Here is a 23,272-nt window from a genome sequence, read left to right on the forward strand (position 1 = left end):
ACTCACACTTCCCCCCTGCCCTGCGTCAACTCACCAATAAAGACGCGGGGCAAACCCCACCGTGTTTGCATTGCTTTGGCCAACCAGTTTGGTGATCATTTCAGGATCAGGGTTTTCAAAATCGCCCAATTCATGGGCGTGAATGGAGCCAGAGATAAACAGGAAATCATAGCCCATTTGTGCTGCCCCTGTGGCATCGGTGCGTACGCTATCGCCAATTGCCAAGGTGCGGCCAGGTGCAGGTTCTGCACCAAGCTTTTCAGACGCTAGGCGCGCTGCGCGCTGGTAAATTGGCGTAAAGGGCTTGCCGGCCAAGCGCACTTCGCCGCCCGCCTGTTCATACACATCGGCCAAGGCACCGCCGCAATAAATGATCTCATCGCCCACTTCCACAACCTTGTCGGGGTTGGCGCAGATAAAGGGCAGCCCGCGTGCCTTCCAATCATGTACTTCATCGGCATAATCTTCAGGCGTACGGCCATATTCCAAATCAGTGCACATGATTGCCTTGGCCTCTTCCAACGGACCAAAATGCACATCAATACCATCGAACAGCGCACCATCGCTATCTGGCCCCAAACGATAAAGCGTTTGCCCTTCATAGGGGCGGATTAGATCGCGTGTGGCGTCGCCGGAGGTGACAATTGCATCATAAACATCAGTGGTTACGCCAAGATGGGCGATTTCACTGGCAATTTCACCGGAAGGGCGTGGCGCATTGGTGACCAGCACCACAGCTTTGCCCATATTTTTGGCTTCGCGCAGCGCGTCGATGGCCGTTTGGTGGCCAACACGGCCATTGTGGAGCACGCCCCACACATCACAAAACAAGGCATCATATTGGTCGATCAGGCCAGAAAGGCCCAGCTTTTCAAGAGACATGGAACGTTGCTCTAAATTTGAAATCTGCCGAAAGCGAACCGCTTAATAGGCAGTTGATTGAACTTTTTGTTGTTCACCCAGCAAATCTGGGCGAACAGGCGAAGGTGGTGCGATATGTTCGCCTTGCGCAAACGGGATTTTGTCATCCAGCAGCATCAAAATCTGCTCTTCTTGCACCACATTATCCATGATCAAGCCAACATCATATCGCTTTACGAAATCGGCCACATCGGCATTGTGTAAATCAGAATAGGATTGCGGATCTTCGATAAAGCGCTGTGTATCCGCTTTCACATATTTTATGCCGCGGGCATAAAGGTCCTGAAAATTCAGGCGCAGGCTGCGCACTTTATCCAAGCAGATGCCCACGCCGATTTTAACAAACATGGACAATGCGGCCCGCTGATTGTCGCTCAGCCGGGAATATTTCTCTTCTTCCATGGTGAGGAACAGGCTGGCGGTGACCGCACGGTTAGACCGCACCAAATCCACCAAACGCTCGCACGCATCCACATCATTAAGCAGGCTATATGAGATCGGCACGAACAAAGAGGTCGGCTCGCCCGCAATATTGGAGCGATGGATGATGTTGGCAGCTTGGCGCACCAGCATCTGCTCCAATTCGGAAATCGTGCCGGTACGATCAGAATTTGGCAAAAACTCGTGGGCGCTCAAAAGCTTGCTGCCAGGCTGTGAAACTTTTGGCACCAGATCATATCCCAATGTCCGGCGGTGCGGCAGGGTGACGATGGGTTGCAGATATTGGCGCACACGGCCTTCAGCCAAGGCATCCTGCAAAATGGAAATCGGCACATCGACCTCTTCTTCATCAACATTTTCCGCGTGCCGTTTCTGCGTGTTGATGGAGGATACGTTTGGCGCACTTTGCGGCGCGGGCGCTGGTGGTGGTGGCGGTGCCATGGCCTGTGTGGCTTGGGCTTCTTCCACCTCGGCAACCGCCTCAGCCAATTCGCGGATCACGGTCCCCAAAACAGAAATATCTGCCTCTACATCTTCCAACCGATTGTTGACATTGATGTTGGACAGATAATTGACCTGATCGGACATGATCTCATTGGTGCGGGCAACCACACCCAATTGCTGGGCGATTTCAGAAACACGTTGGGCCAGATATTTTTCTGTGCGGCGGCGAAACATCGCTTCGATGATCACAAAACAGGTCAAGGCAAATAGACCTGTGACCAAAATAGCATCCATTAAGTTAACGCCCAGACCGAAATAGGCGGTAATGCCCACGCTCAAACACGCAACAAGGATGAAAAAAGAAATGAGTGCGCGCACGTTACACTAAAGGCCCTTCAATCTAGATTCCCCTGCCATCAACATAGCATCGCTTTTTTGCCCGTCAAAGCAATCGCTAAGTTCATGTTTTTCGCTATTTTTACAATTTTGCATCAAATGCAAACACTTTGTTTACCCTAATTATGAAAAATGGGGGGAGCAAGAATGCGACATAAGACCCAGAATCGGGAGTAACGGCAGAATGCCAAGTTCATGCGGCTCGTCACGGCCACCGCGTCTATTGATTGTCGACCATGGCAATTTCATCCTGAATGATTGCCAAGAGTTTTTGGACAATAAAGGAAATGGGATGCAACTCACTTGCACCCATGTCACCGGCGGCAAACAGGGGTTGAGCGCACTCAAATCTCACGATTACGATATTATCTTCGCAGATCTCGGCAGTTTGGAAGATATTGAACCCGATGCCGAAATTGCCCTTTCCAAAATTGCACATTACTCCCAAGGCGCGTTGATTATCGCCCTTTCTGAAGGTGGTTCGGTGACCATGGCTGTGGCGGCAATGCGCGCTGGGGCACATGATTATTTTGCCAAACCAGTTACCGCCAAAATCCTGTTTGATCGGTTGGAAGAGCTTTCTGCACGACATGGCAAGAAATATCAGTTCTCGCCGCCGATTGAAGAAGGCGACCGTTTGGACTTTGAAGGATTTGTTGGCGCCTCACCGCAAATGCGGGTGATTTACGAGCAAATCGGCCGGATTGCACCATCAAACGCGCCAGTGTTCATCACTGGTGAGAGCGGCACAGGCAAAGAGGTTTGCGCCGAAGCGCTTCATGCCCGCTCAAACCGGGCCGAAGGACGTTTTGTGGCCATTAATTGCGGGGCCATTCCGCGCGATTTGATGGAAACTGAATTGTTTGGTGTGGCCAAAGGGGCGTTTACTGGCGCGATGCAAGATCGCGACGGCGCAGTTGAATTGGCGCAGAACGGCACCTTGTTCTTGGATGAGATCGGCGAACTTGATCTAAGCCTTCAAGCCAAGTTGCTCCGCTTTTTGCAAACAGGCACAATCAACCGGGTGGGCGAAGCCATGCCCCGCAAGGTTGATGTGCGTATTATTTGCGCCACCAACCGCAACCCGATGCAAATGATTACGGAAAAGCGTTTCCGGGAAGATTTGTTCTATCGGTTGCATGTGTTGCCCATTCATTTACCGCCTTTGCGCCAGCGTCCAGCGGATATTATGCCGATTGCAGAAACATTCCTCGCCCGCTACTCAGAAGAAGAAGGCAAGGAATTTATCGGCTTTGATCGTGAAACCGCTGAGCAGTTTATGGCACGTGAGTGGCCGGGCAATGTGCGCCAGATCCAAAATCTGGTGCGCCGCATTGTCGTGATGCATGATGAGCAGTTGGTCACCGCCCGCATGGTGCGTCTTGCCGATGTAGAGAGCAATGCACAGCAAGCGCAAAGAGAAGCACCGCGCGCTGCGCCGATTGCCAACCGTCATGCACGGGCACAATTGGCTGTGTTGGAACCCCTTTGGAAGCAAGAGCAACGCATTATTGAAGAAGCGCTTGCCTTGTTTGATGGCAATATTTCCCAAGCTGCTGCTGCACTGGAAATCAGCCCTTCCACCATCTATCGCAAGAAAATGTCTTGGGAGAAGATGGAAGCGGAAAGCGCCGCTTAAGGTTCTAAATGTCTATTCCGTTTGTTCGGCGATCAGCAGAGCTTGCTGATCTTGAAGCGTTGATCGAATTGCGCTTGGTCGCAATGCGCCCCAGCTTGGAAAAAGCTGGACGTTTCAACCCCACCCGTGCTCGCCAACGTTTTATCTACGAATTCTCGCCCGAACACACAATCCTATTGTTTGATCAAGAGCTTTTAGTTGGGTGTTTTGCACTGATCCCGCGTGAAAATGACCTTTATTTGGCGCACCTCTATCTGCGGCCTGATTATCAAGGTCAGGGGATAGGTTGTGATATTCTCAATGAATTGAAGGCCCGCGCAACGGATTTGCAACAAGACATCATCCTCACCGCACTGAGCAATAGCGATGCAGAGCGATTCTACGCCCGGAACGGCTTCACTGTTTATGAGCGCGGCGAGATTGATGTGGAAATGGTGTGGCGACACCAAAGCACTTAATTGGCTCTATTGATGGTAGCCTAGGTAAACCTTCACTGACTTCGCGAATAATGGTTTTCCATCTGGCGATTTCAGCTCAAGCGTAACTGTGCGCAGAGGCAAAGTTGCCACCATGCCGGTGGTCATATCAAAGGCACCATCCACAATGTTGGCTGCGCCAATGCGCTCACCATTTACATATGCATCCACTTCCAGCGGCGCGGCAAGCTCGTCAACCTGCCCCATAATGCGCGAAATGCGGGTAAGCGGCAGCAATGGCACCTGAAACTTGCCTGTTGTGCTCGGCCCAAACTCGCGATCAATAATCAGCTTTTCTCCGCGATAGATGCGCACTGGCGCCAATTCAGTGCGGCCTGCCCGTTGAATTTCAACTTCGCCGACTTGCTCGAAATTTTCAAAGAACGGCGTGAACCGACCCATGATCGCTTCATCAGGCCAGACAGAAGTTGCGATATAGCCCGTTTGATCTTGAAGCGTGGTTGGGTCGACATTGAAGGCGATGTTGCGCGGGTCGGAAGAGATGCACAAAAATGGCACCTGCCCCGCCGCTGCATTATCAACATGGCCACATTCGGTCCAATGCACGCCCGCTATGAACTTGCCTTCTTTCAATGCATCTTCGTCGCGCAAAAATTCGCCCAACGCTGTCCATGGCAAGGCATCGCGTGTGGGGTCTATTCCTTCTTCGAAGCCGGGAACAATTTGACGCAACCAACCATTGGCCGTGTGGGTGACCAAAATGGACATGGCGGCGAAGTTTACAATTGTTGCGGCCACCAAAAAGACCGTCAGCGCCGTTTTAAACCGCGCCCAACTTGCATCCATCCACATGGCCAGCAATAAGAACAGCATCATATAGCCCGGCGCCTGCCAGTGGAAATGGAACTGAGTTTCTGACCATGCCGCAACTGCGGTGAACAAGATGATGGGGCCGTGGGCAAGCATCACAAAGAAAAAAGCAACGCCGCGCCCTTTGGAGCTTGGCCAGAATGAACCGGGCCCCTTAATCACCGCGATGATGGCTGCCGTCAGCGCAGGAAGCGCGATCCAAGGCGTAATGTAAATCAGCTGCCCAACAATCATGCGCACCAGGCGCACCAGCGAAATCTCATCGCCAAATGCACGGCCGCCTTGAAAATTGAAGGAGATGAAATCGTTCTGCCAATTCCATATCAATACTGGCGAGGCAATAAGCGCGGCAATTGCGATGGCGATATATGGCCCGGGGTGCACAATCCATTTGCGGGCGCTCGGCACGATCAGAGCGTAAAGCCCGGCCCCATAGAGCAGAAAAACTGCGTGGTATTTCGACAAAAAGGTCAGGCCCAACATGAGGCCAACCAATCCCCAGCTGACCAAAGGCGCATTTGGCTCTTCACCAAATAAGTCCAACAAAAACCAAACTGTAAGCAACCAGAACAGCATCAGCGGCGCTTCGGGCTGCGCCCAGCCGCCGATCGACACTTGGAACAGCAGCGAAATATTGAACAGGAGTGCAGCAAGCCATCCGGCACGCGCGCTTTGCACCCGCGCGCCGATTTGGAAAATCACCCATGTGCTTAAGCTGAACATTAGGATAAATGGCAAGCGCAGCAAAACAGGCGCTTCGCCGGGAGTGATGGCGTTTATGCCCCACAATATCCAAAGAAAAAGGGGCGGCTGGTCGAAATAAGATAAATGCAGGCTGCGGGCTGATGCCAAATAATAGGCTTCGCCGATGCCAAACCCCACCATGGCCGCGGCCCAAATGCGCCAGATGGTGGTGAGCGCAATCAGCCAAAGCACAAGCTTGGCGTATTTTGCGCCCTCTTGGCCGGGCCAAGCCATCAAATTAGCACTGCTGCGCTGCCCCAATTTCATTTATGCCCGCCATGTAAATATGCGCGTTGCTGCATAGTTAAATACGATGCTGATGACGATGCCTGCAATGGCCGCGAAATAGAAGAGCGAATTTTGCTCGAAGATAAAGGCTGCGACCGACACATTAGCAATCGCCGGCACCGCGCATACGGCATAAAAGCTCAATAAGCCCGTCCAGTATTTCGAGCCACGCAGTTGCCGATCTGCATAGGTGAACATATTGTTGAGGTGGAAGTTCGATGTCATCGCCACAATGGTCGCGAACAATTGTGCATTGGTAAAGTTAAAGCCAAACACGCCGCTTGCCAGCGTGAGCGCAAGCAAATGCACCACCACACCTGTCGCGCCGACTGCTGCGAACAGGAAAAAAGAGGATGGCAAAAACCCGCCTGTCATTTTTGATAGAGCGAGGCCAAAAAACTGCACCGCAATCAGCGGACTCATTTTGCTTTCACCATCGTGCCGCGCGCGGAAGGTGAACCCAACCTCACCAATATTCAGCGGCGATCCCATATTGCGGGCGGTGGCGATAATATCGAGCAGGATTTTGAAACCTTCGCTCGACAGATTTGGCGCAATCTTTTCGAACTTTTCTCGCTTGAGCATGAAAAACCCGGTCATGGGATCGGTGATTTTCACGCCTGTCACCAAATTAGCGATGGCGTTGGCGACGTTGGAGCCAAACTCACGGAACTTCGACAAGCCCTCTTCTGCGGTGCGGCCATCAAGAAAGCGCGATGCAAGCACCAGGTCTTTTTCTTTTTCAACCATCTCCAGCATTTGCGGTAGCACCGTTTCATCATGCTGATGGTCTGCATCCATCACCGCAACATAGGGCGCATTGCTGGAGGAGATACCCTCAACACAGGCAGATGATAAGCCACGACGGCCAATCCGCTTAATGCATTTGACCCAGGGCTTTGTTTGGCCAATTTCCTTGGCCAGCTCTGCCGTGCCGTCTGGGCTATTGTCATCCACAAAAATCACTTCGAAAGGCAATTGGGGGAAAACCGCTTCCAGCTTTTCCACCAACAGTTCAATATTGCCCCGTTCATTAAATGTCGGCACGACAATTGACAAATGCGGCGCGCGCCAGCTTTCGCTTGCGGTCAAAGTTTGGCCTTGCTCTGACATATGTTCCCAACTACCCTGAAAAAAACTCGGCGAAGGCTTAACCCTAGTTGCCGTTAAAGGCAATCCTTTCCCCGCACTGAATGTTGGTGGGGCGTGGCCGCAAAAATGGCGGACTTCATCCATTTTGGTGATTTTTTAAAAAAACTTCATCGGCCAGTTCTTGACTCTCACTGCCCCGACCATTATTTCCTGTGCGATGCTTGTTAGCACTCACATATCGAGAGTGCTAATAGCAGCGAAATTAATGTCAATTCATTTGGAAATTGAAGGAGCGAACATGAGCTTCCGTCCACTTCACGACCGCGTTGTCGTTCGTCGTGTCGACTCTGAAGAGAAAACTTCAGGCGGCATCATTATCCCTGATACTGCGAAAGAAAAGCCTTCTGAGGGCGTTGTTGTTTCTGTTGGCCCTGGCGCGCGCGACGAAGATGGCAAGCACATCACACCTGATGTGAAAGCCAACGACCGCGTTTTGTTTGGCAAATGGTCAGGCACTGAAGTCAAGATCGATGGCGAAGACCTGTTGATCATGAAAGAAAGCGACATCATGGGCGTTATCGAAGGCTAATTCAGCCTTTTAACGTTCCCCCTAAATAAGTTTCTAAGGAGCAAACATAATGTCTGCTAAGGAAGTAAAATTCTCCACTGAAGCGCGCGACAAGATGCTTAAAGGCGTCAACATTCTCGCGAATGCTGTTAAAGTGACACTTGGCCCTAAAGGCCGCAACGTTGTGATCGACAAGTCTTTCGGCGCGCCACGCATCACCAAAGATGGTGTGACTGTTGCGAAAGAAATCGATCTTGAAGACAAGTTCGAAAATATGGGCGCCCAAATGGTGCGCACTGTTGCCTCTAAAACCAACGATATCGCTGGTGACGGCACAACCACTTCAACTGTTTTGGCTCAAGCAATCGTAAACGAAGGCGCAAAAGTTGTTGCTGCTGGCTTGAACCCAATGGATTTGAAGCGCGGCATCGACTTGGCAGTAGCTGAAGTTGTTGAGAAATTGGCGAAAAGCGCCAAGAAAATCTCAACTTCTGACGAAGTTGCACAGGTTGGTACAATTTCTGCAAACGGCGAAAAGCAAATCGGTGAAGATATTGCTGAAGCTATGCAGCGCGTTGGCAATGAAGGCGTGATCACAGTTGAAGAAGCTAAGTCTTTGGAAACTGAACTGGATGTTGTTGAAGGCATGCAGTTTGACCGCGGTTACCTTTCTCCTTACTTCTGCACCAACACAGAGAAAATGGTTGCAGAACTTGAAGATCCATACATCTTGTTGTTCGACAAAAAATTGTCAAACCTACAAGCCATGCTCCCAATCTTGGAAGCTGTTGTACAATCTTCACGTCCATTGCTCATCATCGCTGAAGATGTTGAAGGCGAAGCGTTGGCAACTTTGGTTGTAAACCGTTTGCGCGGCGGCTTGAAAGTTGCTGCTGTTAAAGCACCTGGTTTCGGCGATCGTCGTAAAGCCATGTTGGAAGACATCGCTGTGTTGACTGGTGGTCAAGTGATCTCTGAAGATCTTGGCATCAAGTTGGAAAGCGTAACTTTGGACATGCTCGGCACTGCTAAGAAAGTCGACATCACCAAAGAAAACACAACAATCGTTGATGGCGCTGGTTCAAACGAAGACATCGAAGCTCGTGTTGGCCAAATCAAAGCTCAAATCGAAGAGACTTCTTCTGATTATGACCGTGAGAAATTGCAAGAGCGCTTGGCGAAACTTGCTGGCGGTGTTGCTGTTATCAAAGTTGGCGGCGCAACAGAAGTTGAAGTTAAAGAGCGTAAAGACCGCGTTGATGATGCGTTGAACGCAACACGCGCTGCGGTTGAAGAAGGCATTGTTGCTGGTGGTGGCGTTGCATTGCTTCGCGCATCTGCTTCTATCGAAGCAAAAGGCGAAAATGCTGACCAAGAAGCTGGCATCAAAATTGTTCAGCGTGCCCTTCAAGCACCTATCCGTCAGATCGTTGAAAACGCTGGTGGCGAAGGTTCAGTTGTTGTTGGCAAAATCTTGGAAGAGTCTAGCGCAACCTTTGGGTACAACGCTCAGACTGGCGAATATGGCGACATGATCAAAATGGGTATTGTTGACCCAGTTAAAGTTGTGCGCACAGCGTTGCAAGACGCCGCTTCAGTTGCTGGCTTGTTGGTAACAACAGAAGCTATGGTTGCTGAAATCCCACAGGAAAAAGGCGCTGCGCCTGCACCTGATATGGGTGGCATGGGCGGTATGGGCGGCATGGGCTTCTAAGCCAGCTGCCCAACGCTATAAAGCATTAGGGGCGATCTTCGGATCGCCCCTTTTTTTTGTATAATAATGTTTTCGATTAGCTTGCTCTAGACATCATATGTTCATGACCTGTGGTCAATTTGAACACATCCACCATCTTATCCAATTCAGAAGAGCGTGCTTCTGTTTGCTCGATGGCAGCGTTGGTTTGTTCCACCAGCGATGAATTATGCTGGGTCATTTCATCGATTTGGGAAATGGCTGATGAAATCTCGTCAATTGAGGTAGATTGCTCCTGGCTCTTTTGCGCCACAGAAGCCATCAGCTCATTATTCTTACGTGCTGCTTCCAACATTGCGGTCAAGCTCTCGGCAGCTTGATGCACCAGCTTTGTGCCATCGGTCACTTCATGGGCCGATTTCTCAATAAGCGCCTTCACTTCGTTTGACGCTTCTGCCGCGCTTTGGGCCAAGCGGCGAACTTCCACCGCCACAACGGCAAAGCCTTTGCCTGCCTCGCCTGCTCGCGCTGCCTCAACAGAAGCGTTAAGGGCCAGCAAATTGGTTTGGAAAGCAATATCGTCGATCAATCCGATAATATTGGAAATCTTATTGGACGAGTCAGTGATCCGCTCCATCGCTTGGCTGGCGCTGCTCATAACCTCGCCGCCTTCTTCTGCGGTGCGGCGCACATCATCAGCCTGCTGCATTGCTTCACGCGATTGTTTTGTATTTTCGGCCACGGCTTGGGACATGTTTTTCACTGTCGCCGTGGTTTGCTGAATGGCAGCAGCCTGCCGGTTGCTGCGGTCGGCCAAATCATTAGCGCCGGAGAGAATTTCTCCAGTGGCACTTTTCAACGCGCGTGAGGTGCCTTGAATTTTGCCGACCAAATCCGAAAGCTGATCGGCGACGCCATTTATATTATTTTGCAACCGTGCGAATGCGCCTGAGCGTTGCCCCTCAACCCGGTGGGTTAGATCTGCATTCGCCATTGAGAACAAAGCGTCATCGGCTTCTTCTAGGCGATCGCCCAGTTCCGTCATCAACTGATTGGTGCTTTGGATGAGCGCATTTAGATTTTGATCTTGCACTTCAACTTCAACGCGCAGGTCAAAATCGCCATTCACCGCAGCGGACAGCACATGCTGCATTTCAGCGTTGACCATTTCGGTTTCTTGACGGGTTTGATGCACATAAGAGCTGATGGCCAACTCCATATCGAGCATCAAGACTTTCATCATGTCCGCAACGGTTTGCGCTACGATTTCAGCCTGTTTGCCTGTCGATTTTCCGCCAAGGCCAAACGGCCCTTTGCGGGTTTTATCTTCGGCCAGCATGTCCAGCATAACGCCTTTGATCAAATCTTCGGCCACCAAAGAGTAGCCAGAAACATAATGTTTCAGCTCCAGGCCGATTTTGGCGTGTACATGCCCGACCTGACGGCCAGCGCGCAAAAAGTCCTCATCCCAAGCGCCGTCAGCTATCCGCTCCCAATGAGACACTTGTCGCGCCCGCGCACTTTGCTGCATCTGCTCGCTGTCGAAAAATGATTTCAGTGCTGGTGACTTCGCCACTTTGCCGTAAAAGCGATCAAGCGCGTCTGGCAGATGTGAAAGAATGTGGTCTTTGGCATTTGCCACGCGTTGCGCAGCGTCAGCGTCCAGCTCCATCATCTGACGACGCTCTTCAATCGAAACCTGATCTTGATCTTGAGACACAGGTTCTCCCCCCATATTGACATCAAAAAATGGCCGATCAGATCGGCCCCCCTCTTAACGCAATATGAACCATGTTAATTAACGCTGAATTAAGCGAAAGTTACATGTGAATTAAGTTGCAAACATTTCAATGATTTGCGGCCAAAGCAGGCGGACCGCCATGGCGGTCGAGATCACCACAATCATTGGCTTGATCAAGCGTGCGCCAAACCGCATGCCTGTAATGGCACCGAGATAGCCACCGCCAATTTGCCCGATGATCATGGCACCGCCCACGGCCCACACCACTTCACCTGCATAGATAAAGAAGATCAACGCAGCAGCATTCGATGTGGCGTTGAGCACTTTGGTGGAACCGACAGCACGGGTAAGCCCAAAACCGAACAAGGTCACAAAGCCTGCCGTAAAGAATGAGCCAGTGCCGGGGCCAAAAATGCCATCGTAAAATCCGATGGTGAAGCCCATCAATGGCCCAAACAGTGCAAAATTCAGCCGATCTGCGCGTGCCTCATCAGAAAGGCGCGGTGAAAATAAGAAATAAGCCGCGACGCCAATCAACAAGATTGGCACCAGCAACAAAAGAATGTCGGTGTTCAACTGAGTTGCGGAAAAAGCGCCAATGACAGACCCGATAAAGGTGGTCACGATAGCCAAGCCCAACTGGCGGAAGTCTACATAACCTTTGCGCGCATAGGTGGTGGCTGCCACCAGTGCGCCCACCACGGATTGCATTTTGTTGGTGGCCAATGCTGCCACGGGCGGCAGGCCCGCAAACAACAAAGCAGGCAAGCTCAACAAGCCCCCGCCGCCTGCGATGGCATCCATAAATCCGGCAGCGAAGGCCACGATGGCCATCATCACCAACAACGTTAATTCAAATTCCATGGGAGGTCCCGACTCGAAAAGATGCGCGCATTATGCCGCCGAGTGCACGCAGGGGCTAGATAAATTACACAGGGAGGCATTGTTTTTATTATTCGAACGAATTGTCCAATTTTTGTTATATTGTATAATTTTTATGACTCATTAATTTGTTCGTCACGTCAAACACGGAGAGTATTATGGACGGGGTAAATAAGGCAACGCCACTTGTGGCGCGCATTTTGATGTCAGTGATTTTCATCATGGCAGGTTTTTCAAAACTGACTGCGGCGGCTGCAACAGCTGGCTATTTCGAGGCATTGGGCATTCCAATGCCAGGTGTCAGCGTATATTTAGTTGGCCTTTTTGAGCTTATTGCTGGCTTGGCTGTTTTGGTTGGTTTTAAAGCCCGCATCGCAGCGCTTTTGCTTGCACTATTTTGCGTGGCAAGCGGCTTTATGGCGCACTTCCAACCAGCAGATCAAATGCAAATGACCAGCTTCATGAAGAACCTGGCCATGGCTGGCGGTTATTTGTACATCTGGTTGCATGGCCCAGGCGCATTTGCCATCGACAAAGACTAATCACATAATCTTGCGATTACGCGATTTTAGAGGGCTTCGGTGATTGTTTCACCGAGGCCCTTTTCCATTTTGTCCAAAAAGTCTCGCAACAGGCTAAGTTTATCGGCGTCCCATTGTGCATTGCGGGCCACCACCAAATTAGCTTCGGATTTCAAGATCACACCATCTTTAGGCACTTTAAGCTGATTGGCTTTCAGCGTTGAGCCCGAGGATGTGATGTCTACAATCAGTTCCGCAGCCCCAGAAGCTGGCGCCGCTTCGGTCGCGCCCATGGATTGCACAATGCGATATTCGGCGATGCCATGCAGCGCGAAATGTTTGCGGGTCAAATTGATATATTTCGTCGCCACGCGCAGCCATTGGCCATGACGGTGACGATAATCTGATGCCACATCCGCCAAATCCCGCATGGCAGTCACATCAACCCAGCTCTCTGGCAAGCCGACAACAACATCTGCGCCGCCAAAGCCTAGTGGCTTTGCCAATTCAACTTGCTCAATGCCGCGTTCTGCCGCTTCGTGCACAAGGTCTTCGCCTGTCACGCCCACATCAATATTGCCAGCAATGAGTTCGCGGGCAATTTCGCTGGCAGAGAGGAAACGAACTGTCACATCAGGCATGGACGCCATTTCGCCAAGATAGGAGCGCGCGCCGCCGGGGCGCTCAATGGGCATACCCAATTCAGCAAAAACTTCGCGGGTGGCTTCTTCCAACCGCCCTTTAGACGGAATGGCCAAAAGAATAGAACTCATCGTGCGCCTCCCTGCTCCAACCGATCTACCCAAACGGCACAGCCAATCGCGGTTACAGGCTTTTGCGCGCCCAAACGCTGCAACAGGCGGTCATATTGCCCGCCAGACGCCAACACGTCGCCTGTGAGATTTGACGTAAGTTCAAACACATGTCCAGTGTAGTAATCGAGGCGCGGTGAGAAACCCGCGTCGAACTCAACTTCAATGTGGGGTGCATCTGCTTTGAGCTTGGTCAGCCGTGCGCTCAAGCGCTCCAGTTGCTGATCAAGATTGATGCCGACCTTTTGCGCTAAGGCCGTGATGTGGAACACTTGCTCATGCGCCCGGCCAGTGATCGACAGGAACTCCCGCAAGGTGCGCACTGTGGTTGCGGGCACTGGCGCTTCTGCCAATTGCCGCTTTTCCAAATAGCGCTCAGCGATTTCCTCGGCGGTACGTCCGGTATATTGCGACAAGCCCGCCTCATCCATCATTTCGAGGATTTTGGCTTTGGCGGCATCGATATCTTTCGGCAGCTCTGGCTGATCATGCTGATCTTCTGGCGCAAACAAGCGGTCTAGCAACCGCCCCATCGCGGCATCATGGCCGAAACGGTCGCGCACGCGCGGACGCCACACATCTGGCAATTCTATTTGATCCAGCAATGCTTCAAACAGATCAACTGCCCCTAAATGCAGGCGCGGCTTTTCTTCGCCATAAAGGGCGGCGGTTTCGATGGCAAATGCCAAACATTCTTCAAATGCTTGATCGCCATCATCTGCAGCCAAAAATTCCAACCCGGCTTGATCAAACTCAGCCGGGCCATTTTCGCGCTGGCGAAAAACTGGCCCCAGATAACCAAAGGATTTTGGTTCGAAGTCTGGATGCTTTTCGATGTAAGCGGCTGCAATCGGCAAGGTAAAATCTGGCCGCAGGCAATAATTGGTGCCATCGGCGCCCGTGGTCAACAACAAGCGCCGACCAATATCTTCACCTGCCAGATCAAAAAACAAATCCGACTTTTGCAAAATGTCTGGCGCGGTCAGTTCAGCCCGCTGCCGGATATTGGCTTCCAGCGCGTCGCGCTTTTGCTGCAATTCTGTTGCGGAGAAAGCCATCTTAGCTCGCAGCGTCCGATGTTTCGTTTTGGGCGACAAGCGATTTGATGTGTTCAACCAACTGGTCACGCTTCACGCTCACTTGCGCTGGGCGCGCGGCGCGCCATTCGGCATTGTCGGTGATGTCTTTAGAAGCGATCTTGCCTGCCACCAAATCTTTCACCTGCACTTCGCCAGCCGCCCGCTCTTCCGAGCCTTCAATCACCACAGCTGGTGCATTGCGGCGGTCAGCATATTTCATCTGCTTGCCCATATTTTTGGACTGACCGAGATAAAGCTCTGCCCGCACGCCAGCGGCCCGAAGCTCGGCAACCATTTTCTGGTAGTTCGCGATTTCGTCTTTATCCATGATCATGACGACCACCGGACCAAAGCGTTCCTTATCGCCCAATTCGCCGACCAATTGCAGCGCATTCGCCAAACGGCTCACGCCAATTGAAATGCCGGTTGCTGGAACTGCTTCAGCACGGAAACGACTTACCAAGCCATCATAACGGCCACCGCCACCGACAGAACCAAAGATAACTGTTTGGCCCTTCTCGTTGGTCACTGGGAAGGTCAATTCAGCTTCAAATACTGGCCCAGTGTAATATTCAAGGCCGCGCACAACAGATGGGTCAATCTTCACCTTGTCGCGGCTATAGCCTGCCGCATCGAAGAGGGCTTGCATTTCCTTGAGCTCGGCCACGCCTTGCTGGCCCTGCTCATTTTCGCCCACTTGCTCGGCCAAAACGTCGAACAATGTTTCGCTATCGGCATCTGCCGTTACATAGGCGAGAATGCGGTCGATCTGGTCGCCAATCAGGCCAGCGCCTTTGGTGAAGTCACCGCTTTCATCTTCACGGCCTTCGCCCAACAGTAATTTCACACCATCAACGCCTAAGCGGTCCATTTTATCAATGGCCCGCAAAACGATCAGCGATGTTTCTGGATCATCGGCCAACCCAGCAGCGGCCAACACACCGTCCAATACTTTGCGGTTATTCACGCGCACAACGAACTTGCCAGTGAGGCCCAGCTCGTCCATCACATCCGCCATCATCATGCACATTTCCGCATCAGCTGCGGCATCTGGCGCACCCACGCTATCGGCATCGAATTGCATAAATTGACGGAAGCGGCCCGGTCCGGGCTTTTCGTTGCGGAACACATAGCCTTGGCGATAGGAACGGAAAGGCTTTGGCAGTGTTTCGAAGTTCTGCGCGAAGTAACGCGCCAGCGGCGCTGTCAAATCATAGCGCAGGCTCATCCATTGCTCGTCATCATCTTGCAAGGAGAATACGCCCGCATTTGGCCGGTCTGTATCTGGCAAGAATTTGCCCAAGCTTTCGGTATATTCAAACATTGGCGTTTCAAGTGGATCAAAGCCATAGCGTTCATAAACAGCTTTGATCCGATGGATCATGGCATCCACCGCGATGATTTCATCGGGGTCGCGGTCTACAAATCCGCGCGGCAAAATGGGCGTTAAACGCTTTGCTTTTTTAGCCATGATCATACCTAGTTTTTCAGTTTCGATTGATGCGCATGGCGGGAAAAAACACCATGCGCGTCGCTAGTTAAACGATCATGCCCTATCGCACAAGTCAAAGGCCTAAAAATTGGGCCTATTTTGGCTGTGGTGGCGAGAAGTTTTTGCGCGCCTCTTCCGCCTTTTGGTGGGCGAAGCAATCATCTGTGTGGTCATTGACCAACCCCATGGCCTGCATAAAGGCGTAAGCCGTTGTTGGCCCAAAGAATTTCCAACCGTGCTTTTTCATGTCCTTCGCCAGTTTTTGCGAGGCTTCTGTTTGCGCCATTTTGCGCAAGGTCGCCTCATCTTTCACCTCGGATCGCTCGCTTGGCTTGGGTTCAAACTGCCAAAAATAAGCTGCTAGCGTTCCGAATTCATCGCGCAGCTCAATGGCGCGCTGGGCATTATTGATGGTCGCAGCAATTTTGCCCTTGTGGCGCACGATGCCTTTATCTGCCAATAGCCGATCCACATCGCGCTCATCATATCGGGCCACTTTTTCGAAATCGAACTGATCAAAGGCCGCGCGAAAATTTTCGCGTTTGCGCAAAATGGTCAGCCATGACAGCCCAGATTGAAAGCCTTCTAGGCACACTTTTTCGAACAATCGACGATCATCTTCAACGGGATAGCCCCACTCTTCATCATGATAGCGGGTATATTGTTCATCCTCGCCACACCAGAAGCAGCGCTGGGGCACATTTAGGGAATCCATAATTAGAGTTGCTTTCTGACGAAATTTAATTACATTCCCACGAATTAATTTCGACTCTAGGTTTATTAGCTGACAGGTTAAGCAAATTGTCAGAACGATCAAACATAGCTTTGCACGATCTGAGTCTGCTGATTGTAGATGACAATCAGTATGCACGCAGCCTTGCCATTGCCAATCTAAAGCAGATCGGTTTCCACAATATCGATGAAGCTGATAGCGGTGCTGAGGCATTGTTGCGGTTACATTCAGGCGATTATGATGCGCTGATTGTGGATTGGTATATGCCCGAAATTTCGGGCGCAGGTCTGCTTAGCGTGGTGCGTGATCGTCGGTTTGGCCCGGCGCACAAAACGCCTGTGATCGTTATGTCAGCTTACACAAACCGTGAAAATGTCGAGCGAGCACTAAGCCTTGGTGCGGACCAAGTTGTGGCCAAGCCAATTAAGGCTGCTGCCATGCACAAAGCCATAAGCGACGTTTTGCAACATGGTCGGCAAAATCATCAATCCATGTCCGGCTTGCTGAACAAGGTTCAGGAGGAAGACGCGTTGGATGGCCAAATGCTTGATGATGCAGATGATGCCGATACGGCCTTCTTGTAAAAACCTGTTAACCATCTGAATTTAGGGCCTATAAACCCTGTTTCTTCAGGCCCTGCTTACCATTTCACTTCACGCTTTATTTGGCCTGATCCCCTATCATTTTGTTCAAATTATATTGAACCCACTTTTGGTGTGGCGAGGTGATAGGTCATGCGTATTTCAAAATTTAAGCAAGCAATTGTGGCAACGGCCATGGCGAGTTTATTCGCGCTGGGCGTGGGGCAATCCGCCATTGCAGGCAATAATGGTTTGGTGAAATCAAAAGATAGTTTTGGCCAAACAATTTATGTTGCGCCGCCTTCTGGCATGACCGTGACAACAGGCACGCCGCGCAATGGGCTTCAAGTTCAGAATAAATATGGCCAACACCCACAATATTTGCGGCAAGTTGTGGCCTATAATTCGGGTGAAGCCAAAGGCACCATTATTGTCGACACCACGGCCCGCTACCTCTATCTGATTTTGGGTAAAGGGCGTGCCATGCGCTATGGTATTGGCGTAGCGCGTGATGGTTTTGAGTGGAATGGCACCCACCGGATCACCGCGAAAAAGGAATGGCCAAGCTGGACACCGCCAGCGGAAATGCGCAAGCGCCAGCCGGAATTGCCCGCCTTTATGCCAGGCGGCATTAATAATCCGCTCGGGGCTCGTGCGCTTTACATTGGCAACACGCTTTATCGCCTGCACGGCACAACGCAACCATGGTCCATTGGCCGCAAAGTATCGTCTGGCTGTATCCGACTAACCAATGACGATATTATCGATCTTTATCAGCGCGCCTCAATTGGTGCGAAAGTTATTGTGATTTAGTTTACTTTTATGGCCCACACTTGCTTATCTTTTATTCTGATGACTTGTGGGCCACATGTTATTATTTGCTAAGCTTCTAAAGCGGTTTCATCGTGATGAATCCGGCGCTTTTGCTGTCATTTTCGGGGTTATGGCGATTATATTGATTGCCATGGGCGGTTCTGCAATTGACTTTGTGGCGATCCAACAAAGTCGGGCTAGCGCTCAAATTTCCATGGATGCGGCGGTTTTGGCGCTGCAACCGAAAATTCACACGCAGACGAAAGCCCAGATAAAAGAGACAGCTGAAAAGCTGCTTATCGAAGGCATCGGCAATGCAACCGTAACGGTGACGATGTTGGACCCGGTGATCGATAAAGATGCCGGCAGCTTGAACCTTAAGGCAAAGATTAGCCTGCCCACTTTCTTTGTGAAGTTCGTCAGCATCGACAAGTTAGAAGCACTGATTGAATCAGAAGCAACGCGCGCCCGGAACCGCTTGGAAATCGCCATGGTGCTCGATAATTCTGGGTCCATGGGTGATTATGGCCGGATCGGCGCGCTGCGTAGCGCTGCCGCTTTGGCGGTTGATATTATCTCTGAATATAAGGCTTTCCCCGACAAAGTGTTTTTTGGCCTCGTGCCGTTCACCGATATGATCAATGTTGATCCCGCTAACCGCAATGCGACTTGGTTGGATCAATATGGCCGCTCATCGATCAGTTGGGACAATTTTGATGATGACGACAATTCAACAAACACCCACGATATCACCAGCGCTTCCGGCCGGCTGTCTCGGTTTGATGTCTATGATTCCATGAACAATGTGTCATGGGCGGGTTGTGTTGAGGCACGTCCTCACGACACATCGCTGCCGTTTGCGGAACGTTTAGACGTTTACGATAAAGAACCGACTTCCGCTGATGGTGACACATTCATCGTGCCTTTGTTCCAGCCGGACACGCCAGATGGCACGGGCTATCAGAGAAATTATCTGCCGGATACGAATGCTGCTTGTTCCACAACGACGTCGACTGGGTCTTGCACGGAAAGAACATGGAGTGGGCGCTACACTTATGCAGGCAGCAGTTCAACCTATAACCCTGACTGGGGATTTCCTTCCAACCCTACCAATACCTGTAGTTGTTCCGGGCGCACAATCACTTCGTCATCAAGTAGCTGGGATTGGTACTATGGCACCGTAACAACTAGAACTTGTCGTGTGCTCGGCTTGCGCGAGCGTCAGGAACGCGTTTGCAAATATGTGGGTAGAAGCCCGGCGCAGGTGGGTTATGATTCACCAAATGGCAGTTGCACGGTCGACCCAATTGCCCCCCTCACCAATGATATGAACTCAATTAAGACCAAGATTAACGCCATGGAAGCGTTGGGTGGCACTAATATTCATATGGGTGCGATGTGGGGCTTGCGCGTTCTGTCGCCGCAAGAACCGTTCTCTCAGGGTGTTGGTTATGACAAGGGTGCCAGCAAGGTGATGATCATCATGACCGATGGTGAAAACACTGCCTATCCAGCTGGCGATAGTTTCAACAACACCTATTATTACTCCATGTATGGGTTCCACTATAACCAACGCCTTGGCAATCTCAGCTCAACCAGCGCTGAACTTTCAACTGAAATGAACCGCCGCACACTGCAAGTGTGCACAAACGCCAAGGCGGAGGGCATTGAGGTTTATACGATTGGCTTGAGTGTGACTGCTGGCAGTGCAAACGCCGCCATGTTGACCAGTTGTGCCACAGACATCGGCAAAGTCTACTTTCCGGCAAGTTCCAGCGATTTGGAAGATGTGTTCAAGGCAATTGCTGATCAGCTGAGCGATCTGCGCCTATCGAAATAGGAAGTACTATGGTGATTTGGGGAAGGTGGTACCGCCTCCCCGGATCGAACGGGGGACCTCTAGATCCACAATCTAGCGCTCTAACCAACTGAGCTAAGGCGGCACATCATTTGTGCGCGCGAACATAGGGCCGAACTTTTGAATTGGCAAGAGGGCAAAAGCCGCTCTTTCAAAAAAAATTTCAGTTTTCCATCTTAACCATGAAAATGGTCTTTTTCCTTGCCTGCTGGGCAAATGCTAGACGGCTCGGCCTATTGAATATATTAAGAAAACGTAAATTTTTATCCCCAAGCTTGTGAAAAGCTTTGGCAAGGTTCTGAAAGTATATGCGTTCACATTGGGTACATAGCGAAATTGGCAAAAGAGTGCTGAGCTACACGCTTGATCCTAGACCTGTTTGGTTTTGGGATGAAGATGGCTCGCGCCTATTGTGGCGCAATTTGGCTGCCCGGCTTTTCCGCACCAAGGCGAAAAAGAAACGCGTGAAGCTTTTGCCGGACCCTGTGCCATTGCGTGGGCAGATCAATCGCCTGATCCGTTTGGGTGCACATGGCCGCGCCAGCCTATCGCGGATGCGGTTTCAAATTGGCAAGAAGCCCGTTTCCACCACATGTAGCTGCATTCCATTGATCAATGACGAGCTGACTGGCTTGCTAGTTATCTCATCCGACACGATTGATCCGCAATTGTTTAGCGGCGACGCATATGATCTGGCGGCAAGCGCTCAGATGTTTTCGCCAGAGCTAGACTTTGTGGTGGTGGACGACAATCACGAAGTGGTTGCAGGCACCAGCGTGGCACCTGAAGGTGCGCCACAGCCTGAGCTTGCTGCAATCGCGCTTGATCTTTTGGAACAGGGTGCAACGGCACAATTTGATATTTCTAGCCGCGCAAAGATGTTGGTTTTCGAGCCGGGCACCTTGCACGATCTCGCAGAAATGGGCGCGGACGCACTGCCCGAGGCTGAAGAGGATATTGAGCCCTTTAATGCCGAGCCAGAAGATGGCTTGCTGGACCGCTTGGACAATGATGCGCAAACAACAGATGCATCGGATCAGGTTGAAGACCACTCAACCGCCGAAGACGATGCATCTTCCGAGACAGAAGAGCCGTCTCAAGATGACGATGATTTGCCGCATGATTTGACGGAACTGATCGATCATCTCTATCAGGCAGATCGTGGCTTGATCGACTCGTCAGATCGGTTAGAAGCTATTGAAGCCGACGAACTTGCAGAGGCACTCGCCGATGAGCTGGACGACCATGATGAACATGTTGCAGCAGCGGATGTAGAGAGCGAAGCGGAAGCACCACAATTGTGGACTATCCGCGCCAAGGCAAAGCGCACCAGCGCCGAGACTGAAGAAACGAGTTCCAGTGTTGCCAGTGTTGCTGCACCAACGCCGGAACCTGAATCTGTTTCTGAACAGCCGCGAACGGATAAGTTGGAATCAGATCGCAGTGCTCGCTATAATTTTGAAGAATTGTCGCGTGTGTTGCGGGAGCGCGTTGGATCGGACGAAGCGGAGACTGCGACCGAGACCAAGGTTGAAGAAACGCCTGCGCCAACCGAACCAAATGATCCGCCTGCTAGCGAGCGCGAAGCTGCCGCACAATTGACGGCAAATGGCATTCCTGAAAATGCCATGGACGCACCTGCGAATCCGCAAAAGTGGCGTCCGGTTAAGCCCAAAGCCCCCTCACCTGATGAGGTGAAGGACACGCCAGAAGGACCAACCGTGTCCGGTGCGCTGGTTGCCTTGAGCGATGAAACCCTAGTGCTGAACCGCCTGCCCTTGGGCATTCTACTGTTCCGCGATCAGGAATTGCTATTCGCCAACCGCGCGATGGCCGAGCTTGCAGGATATAAGACCAGCACCGAATTGCGCCAGGCCGGGTTTGACCAAATTTTCCCGCGCGCTGATGACGGTGATTCCAGTGTTGGCCCGGTGACCAAGCTTTTACGTAAAGATGGCACGGATGTACCTGTTGTGGCGCGGTTGCAAACCACCACATGGCAAGGCAAATCTGCCTATATGTTGACCGCTCGCGAAGATGATCGCAAAGAGCCAATCGCGCTGCCCGCCACTGCCGATGCGTTTGAGCATGGTGATGATGAGTTGTCAGTTTTTGCCGCTTCGGAAGAACAGACCCAACTTGATGTTGAATTGTTGAAGCGTATTGCTGAAGCGCAGCAACTTGGCTTGGTGGTGCTTGATAATCGCGGCCATGTGAACGAGGTTTCCGAAACAGCCGAAGCGCTGATCGGGCCACACCGCGAAATGATGCTTGATCGTACCTTGATGGAATATATCGACGCGGACAGCCGTTCGAATTATTTCGGCTTGTTGGCTGGCACCAAGCAGGAATCAGAAGTGTTTCTGTTTGCCGGTGCCGCGCATTGCGCCATCCAGTTTTTGCGCCACCCCATGGAAAATGGCGACAATTTCCAATTGATTGGGTTGGTGCGTGAAAAAGAAGAGCCACAATCTGAGCAAAATAGCGATGTGCCGGATGATCTTGGTACTGAAGCTGAATTGCTGCCGCTGATCAGCCGCGAAATTCGGCGACCATTGGCCACCATTTCAGGCTTTAACAGCCTGATGCATGACGAAGCCTATGGCCCGATTGGGAATGATCGTTATCGCGAATATGTCAAAGATATTCAGCTGGCCGCAAAACGTTTGGAACGTGTGGTACACGAGCTGGACGATTTGAGCCGCTATCGCGATGGCTCCTATGAATTGGAAAATGCGCAGGTCGATTTGGGTGATTTGCTCACGCAATGTATCGGCAAAATCCGCACCCAAGCCAATGCCCAACAAGTGTTTGTGCGCAGTGCGATTCCAGATGCGCAATATTTGGTGGATGCAGATGCAAAGCTGCTGAGCCAAACCATTATGAATTTGCTGGCGAGTGCTGTAACGCTAAGCCCACCGGGAAGCAATGTGATCATCAGCGCCATTCGCGAAGATAATGGCGATGTGTCTGTGCATGTGCGGGACAATGGAAGCAACCAAATTGACCGCGGTGAGAAGTTTGCCGTTTTCCATCAGGTGACTGAGGATGGCAAAGAAACGGGCACAACCGCCAGTTCTGCAGTTGGTCTGTCGCTCACGCGGTCTTTGGCGCGGGCCAACTCTTTTGGCCTGTCTTTCGACCCATTGGGTGAAAATGGCATGATGATGGCGCTGCGTATTCCGGGCCATCGGGTGCAAAACGTCAATAGCTGATGCGACAAACCG

18 protein-coding genes, 1 tRNA gene and 1 pseudogene are annotated in these 23,272 nt (G+C 51.4%); 9 read left to right on the plus strand and 11 right to left on the minus strand.

The genetic code is table 11. The features are described from left to right. Positions 1-30: 30 nt before the first annotated feature. Positions 31-882 (minus strand): TIGR01459 family HAD-type hydrolase, encoded by an 852-nt coding sequence (locus tag ATL17_RS09850; protein WP_133572633.1) that lies wholly within the window; start codon positions 880-882, stop codon positions 31-33. Between the two features lie 42 nt (positions 883-924). After that, the gene (locus tag ATL17_RS09855) at positions 925-2,100 is read right to left on the minus strand and encodes an EAL domain-containing protein (RefSeq protein ID WP_133572634.1); all 1,176 of its coding nucleotides are present in this window, start codon (positions 2,098-2,100) and stop codon (positions 925-927) included. Between the two features lie 286 nt (positions 2,101-2,386). Between ATL17_RS09855 and ATL17_RS09860 the strand changes: the two genes are divergently transcribed. Further along, entirely contained in the window at positions 2,387-3,841 is a 1,455-nt protein-coding gene (locus tag ATL17_RS09860) for a sigma-54-dependent transcriptional regulator (protein ID WP_133572635.1), read from the plus strand. A gap of 8 nt (positions 3,842-3,849) precedes the next feature. Further along, on the plus strand, positions 3,850-4,299 hold the full coding sequence (locus tag ATL17_RS09865; RefSeq protein ID WP_133572636.1) for a GNAT family N-acetyltransferase: 450 nt from the start codon (positions 3,850-3,852) through the stop codon (positions 4,297-4,299). A gap of 1,179 nt (positions 4,300-5,478) precedes the next feature. On the opposite strand, the pseudogene ATL17_RS17225 reads toward ATL17_RS09865, so the two are convergent. Together ATL17_RS17225 and ATL17_RS09875 are read right to left on the minus strand one after the other, a co-directional pair. Continuing rightward, positions 5,479-6,159, minus strand: a pseudogene (locus ATL17_RS17225) (glycosyltransferase family 39 protein); the annotation flags it as partial. Continuing rightward, positions 6,160-7,293 (minus strand): glycosyltransferase, encoded by a 1,134-nt coding sequence (locus ATL17_RS09875; protein ID WP_133572638.1) that lies wholly within the window; start codon positions 7,291-7,293, stop codon positions 6,160-6,162. Positions 7,294-7,570: 277 nt separating this feature from the next. On the opposite strand from ATL17_RS09875, the gene ATL17_RS09880 reads away from it, so the two are divergent. After that, complete coding sequence (locus tag ATL17_RS09880) at positions 7,571-7,861, plus strand: co-chaperone GroES (protein WP_133572639.1); 291 nt, start codon at positions 7,571-7,573, stop codon at positions 7,859-7,861. A 49-nt stretch (positions 7,862-7,910) separates the two neighbouring features. Next, on the plus strand, positions 7,911-9,554 hold the full coding sequence (gene groL / locus ATL17_RS09885; protein WP_133572640.1) for a chaperonin GroEL: 1,644 nt from the start codon (positions 7,911-7,913) through the stop codon (positions 9,552-9,554). 76 nt (positions 9,555-9,630) lie between these two features. Here groL and ATL17_RS09890 read toward each other — a convergent pair whose 3' ends face one another. After that, a complete protein-coding gene (locus tag ATL17_RS09890) occupies positions 9,631-11,253 on the minus strand; it encodes a globin-coupled sensor protein (protein WP_166638990.1) in 1,623 nt (540 codons plus the stop codon). 111 nt (positions 11,254-11,364) lie between these two features. Next, a complete protein-coding gene (locus tag ATL17_RS09895; RefSeq protein ID WP_133572642.1) occupies positions 11,365-12,138 on the minus strand; it encodes a TSUP family transporter in 774 nt (257 codons plus the stop codon). 176 nt (positions 12,139-12,314) lie between these two features. Here ATL17_RS09895 and ATL17_RS09900 point away from each other — a divergent pair, with 176 nt between their 5' ends. After that, positions 12,315-12,698, plus strand: coding sequence for a DoxX family protein (locus ATL17_RS09900; protein WP_133572643.1), 384 nt, complete (start codon positions 12,315-12,317; stop codon positions 12,696-12,698). Positions 12,699-12,724: 26 nt separating this feature from the next. Here the strand turns inward: ATL17_RS09900 and hisG are convergent, their stop codons facing one another. The 4 genes from hisG to ATL17_RS09920 form a co-directional block, all read right to left on the minus strand. Continuing rightward, entirely contained in the window at positions 12,725-13,450 is a 726-nt protein-coding gene (hisG, locus tag ATL17_RS09905) for an ATP phosphoribosyltransferase (protein WP_133572644.1), read from the minus strand. Beyond that, positions 13,447-14,547 (minus strand): ATP phosphoribosyltransferase regulatory subunit, encoded by a 1,101-nt coding sequence (locus ATL17_RS09910; protein WP_133572645.1) that lies wholly within the window; start codon positions 14,545-14,547, stop codon positions 13,447-13,449. Before ATL17_RS09910 ends, hisG begins: the two co-directional genes overlap by 4 nt. Position 14,548: 1 nt before the next feature. Further along, entirely contained in the window at positions 14,549-16,039 is a 1,491-nt protein-coding gene (gene hisS / locus ATL17_RS09915) for a histidine--tRNA ligase (protein WP_133572646.1), read from the minus strand. A gap of 115 nt (positions 16,040-16,154) precedes the next feature. Next, positions 16,155-16,775, minus strand: a complete 621-nt coding sequence (locus tag ATL17_RS09920) for a DNA-3-methyladenine glycosylase I (protein ID WP_133572647.1) — start codon at positions 16,773-16,775, stop codon at positions 16,155-16,157. Between the two features lie 86 nt (positions 16,776-16,861). On the opposite strand from ATL17_RS09920, the gene ATL17_RS09925 reads away from it, so the two are divergent. From ATL17_RS09925 to ATL17_RS09935, 3 genes are all read left to right on the plus strand, one after another. Further along, positions 16,862-17,377: a response regulator gene (locus ATL17_RS09925; RefSeq protein ID WP_166638991.1), complete on the plus strand. Its 516-nt coding sequence runs from the start codon at positions 16,862-16,864 to the stop codon at positions 17,375-17,377. 150 nt (positions 17,378-17,527) lie between these two features. Then, complete coding sequence (locus tag ATL17_RS09930; RefSeq protein WP_208111179.1) at positions 17,528-18,187, plus strand: L,D-transpeptidase; 660 nt, start codon at positions 17,528-17,530, stop codon at positions 18,185-18,187. Positions 18,188-18,242: 55 nt separating this feature from the next. Then, on the plus strand, positions 18,243-20,027 hold the full coding sequence (locus ATL17_RS09935; protein ID WP_133572649.1) for a vWA domain-containing protein: 1,785 nt from the start codon (positions 18,243-18,245) through the stop codon (positions 20,025-20,027). 26 nt (positions 20,028-20,053) lie between these two features. On the opposite strand, the gene ATL17_RS09940 is transcribed toward ATL17_RS09935, so the two are convergent. Further along, a tRNA-His gene (locus ATL17_RS09940) sits at positions 20,054-20,130 on the minus strand. 223 nt (positions 20,131-20,353) lie between these two features. Between ATL17_RS09940 and ATL17_RS09945 the strand changes: the two genes are divergently transcribed. Further along, positions 20,354-23,260 (plus strand): histidine kinase dimerization/phospho-acceptor domain-containing protein, encoded by a 2,907-nt coding sequence (locus ATL17_RS09945; protein ID WP_133572650.1) that lies wholly within the window; start codon positions 20,354-20,356, stop codon positions 23,258-23,260. The last annotated feature ends 12 nt before the right edge of the window (positions 23,261-23,272 follow it).

This window comes from Maritalea mobilis (assembly GCF_004363175.1).
Lineage (GTDB): Bacteria > Pseudomonadota > Alphaproteobacteria > Rhizobiales > Devosiaceae > Maritalea > Maritalea mobilis.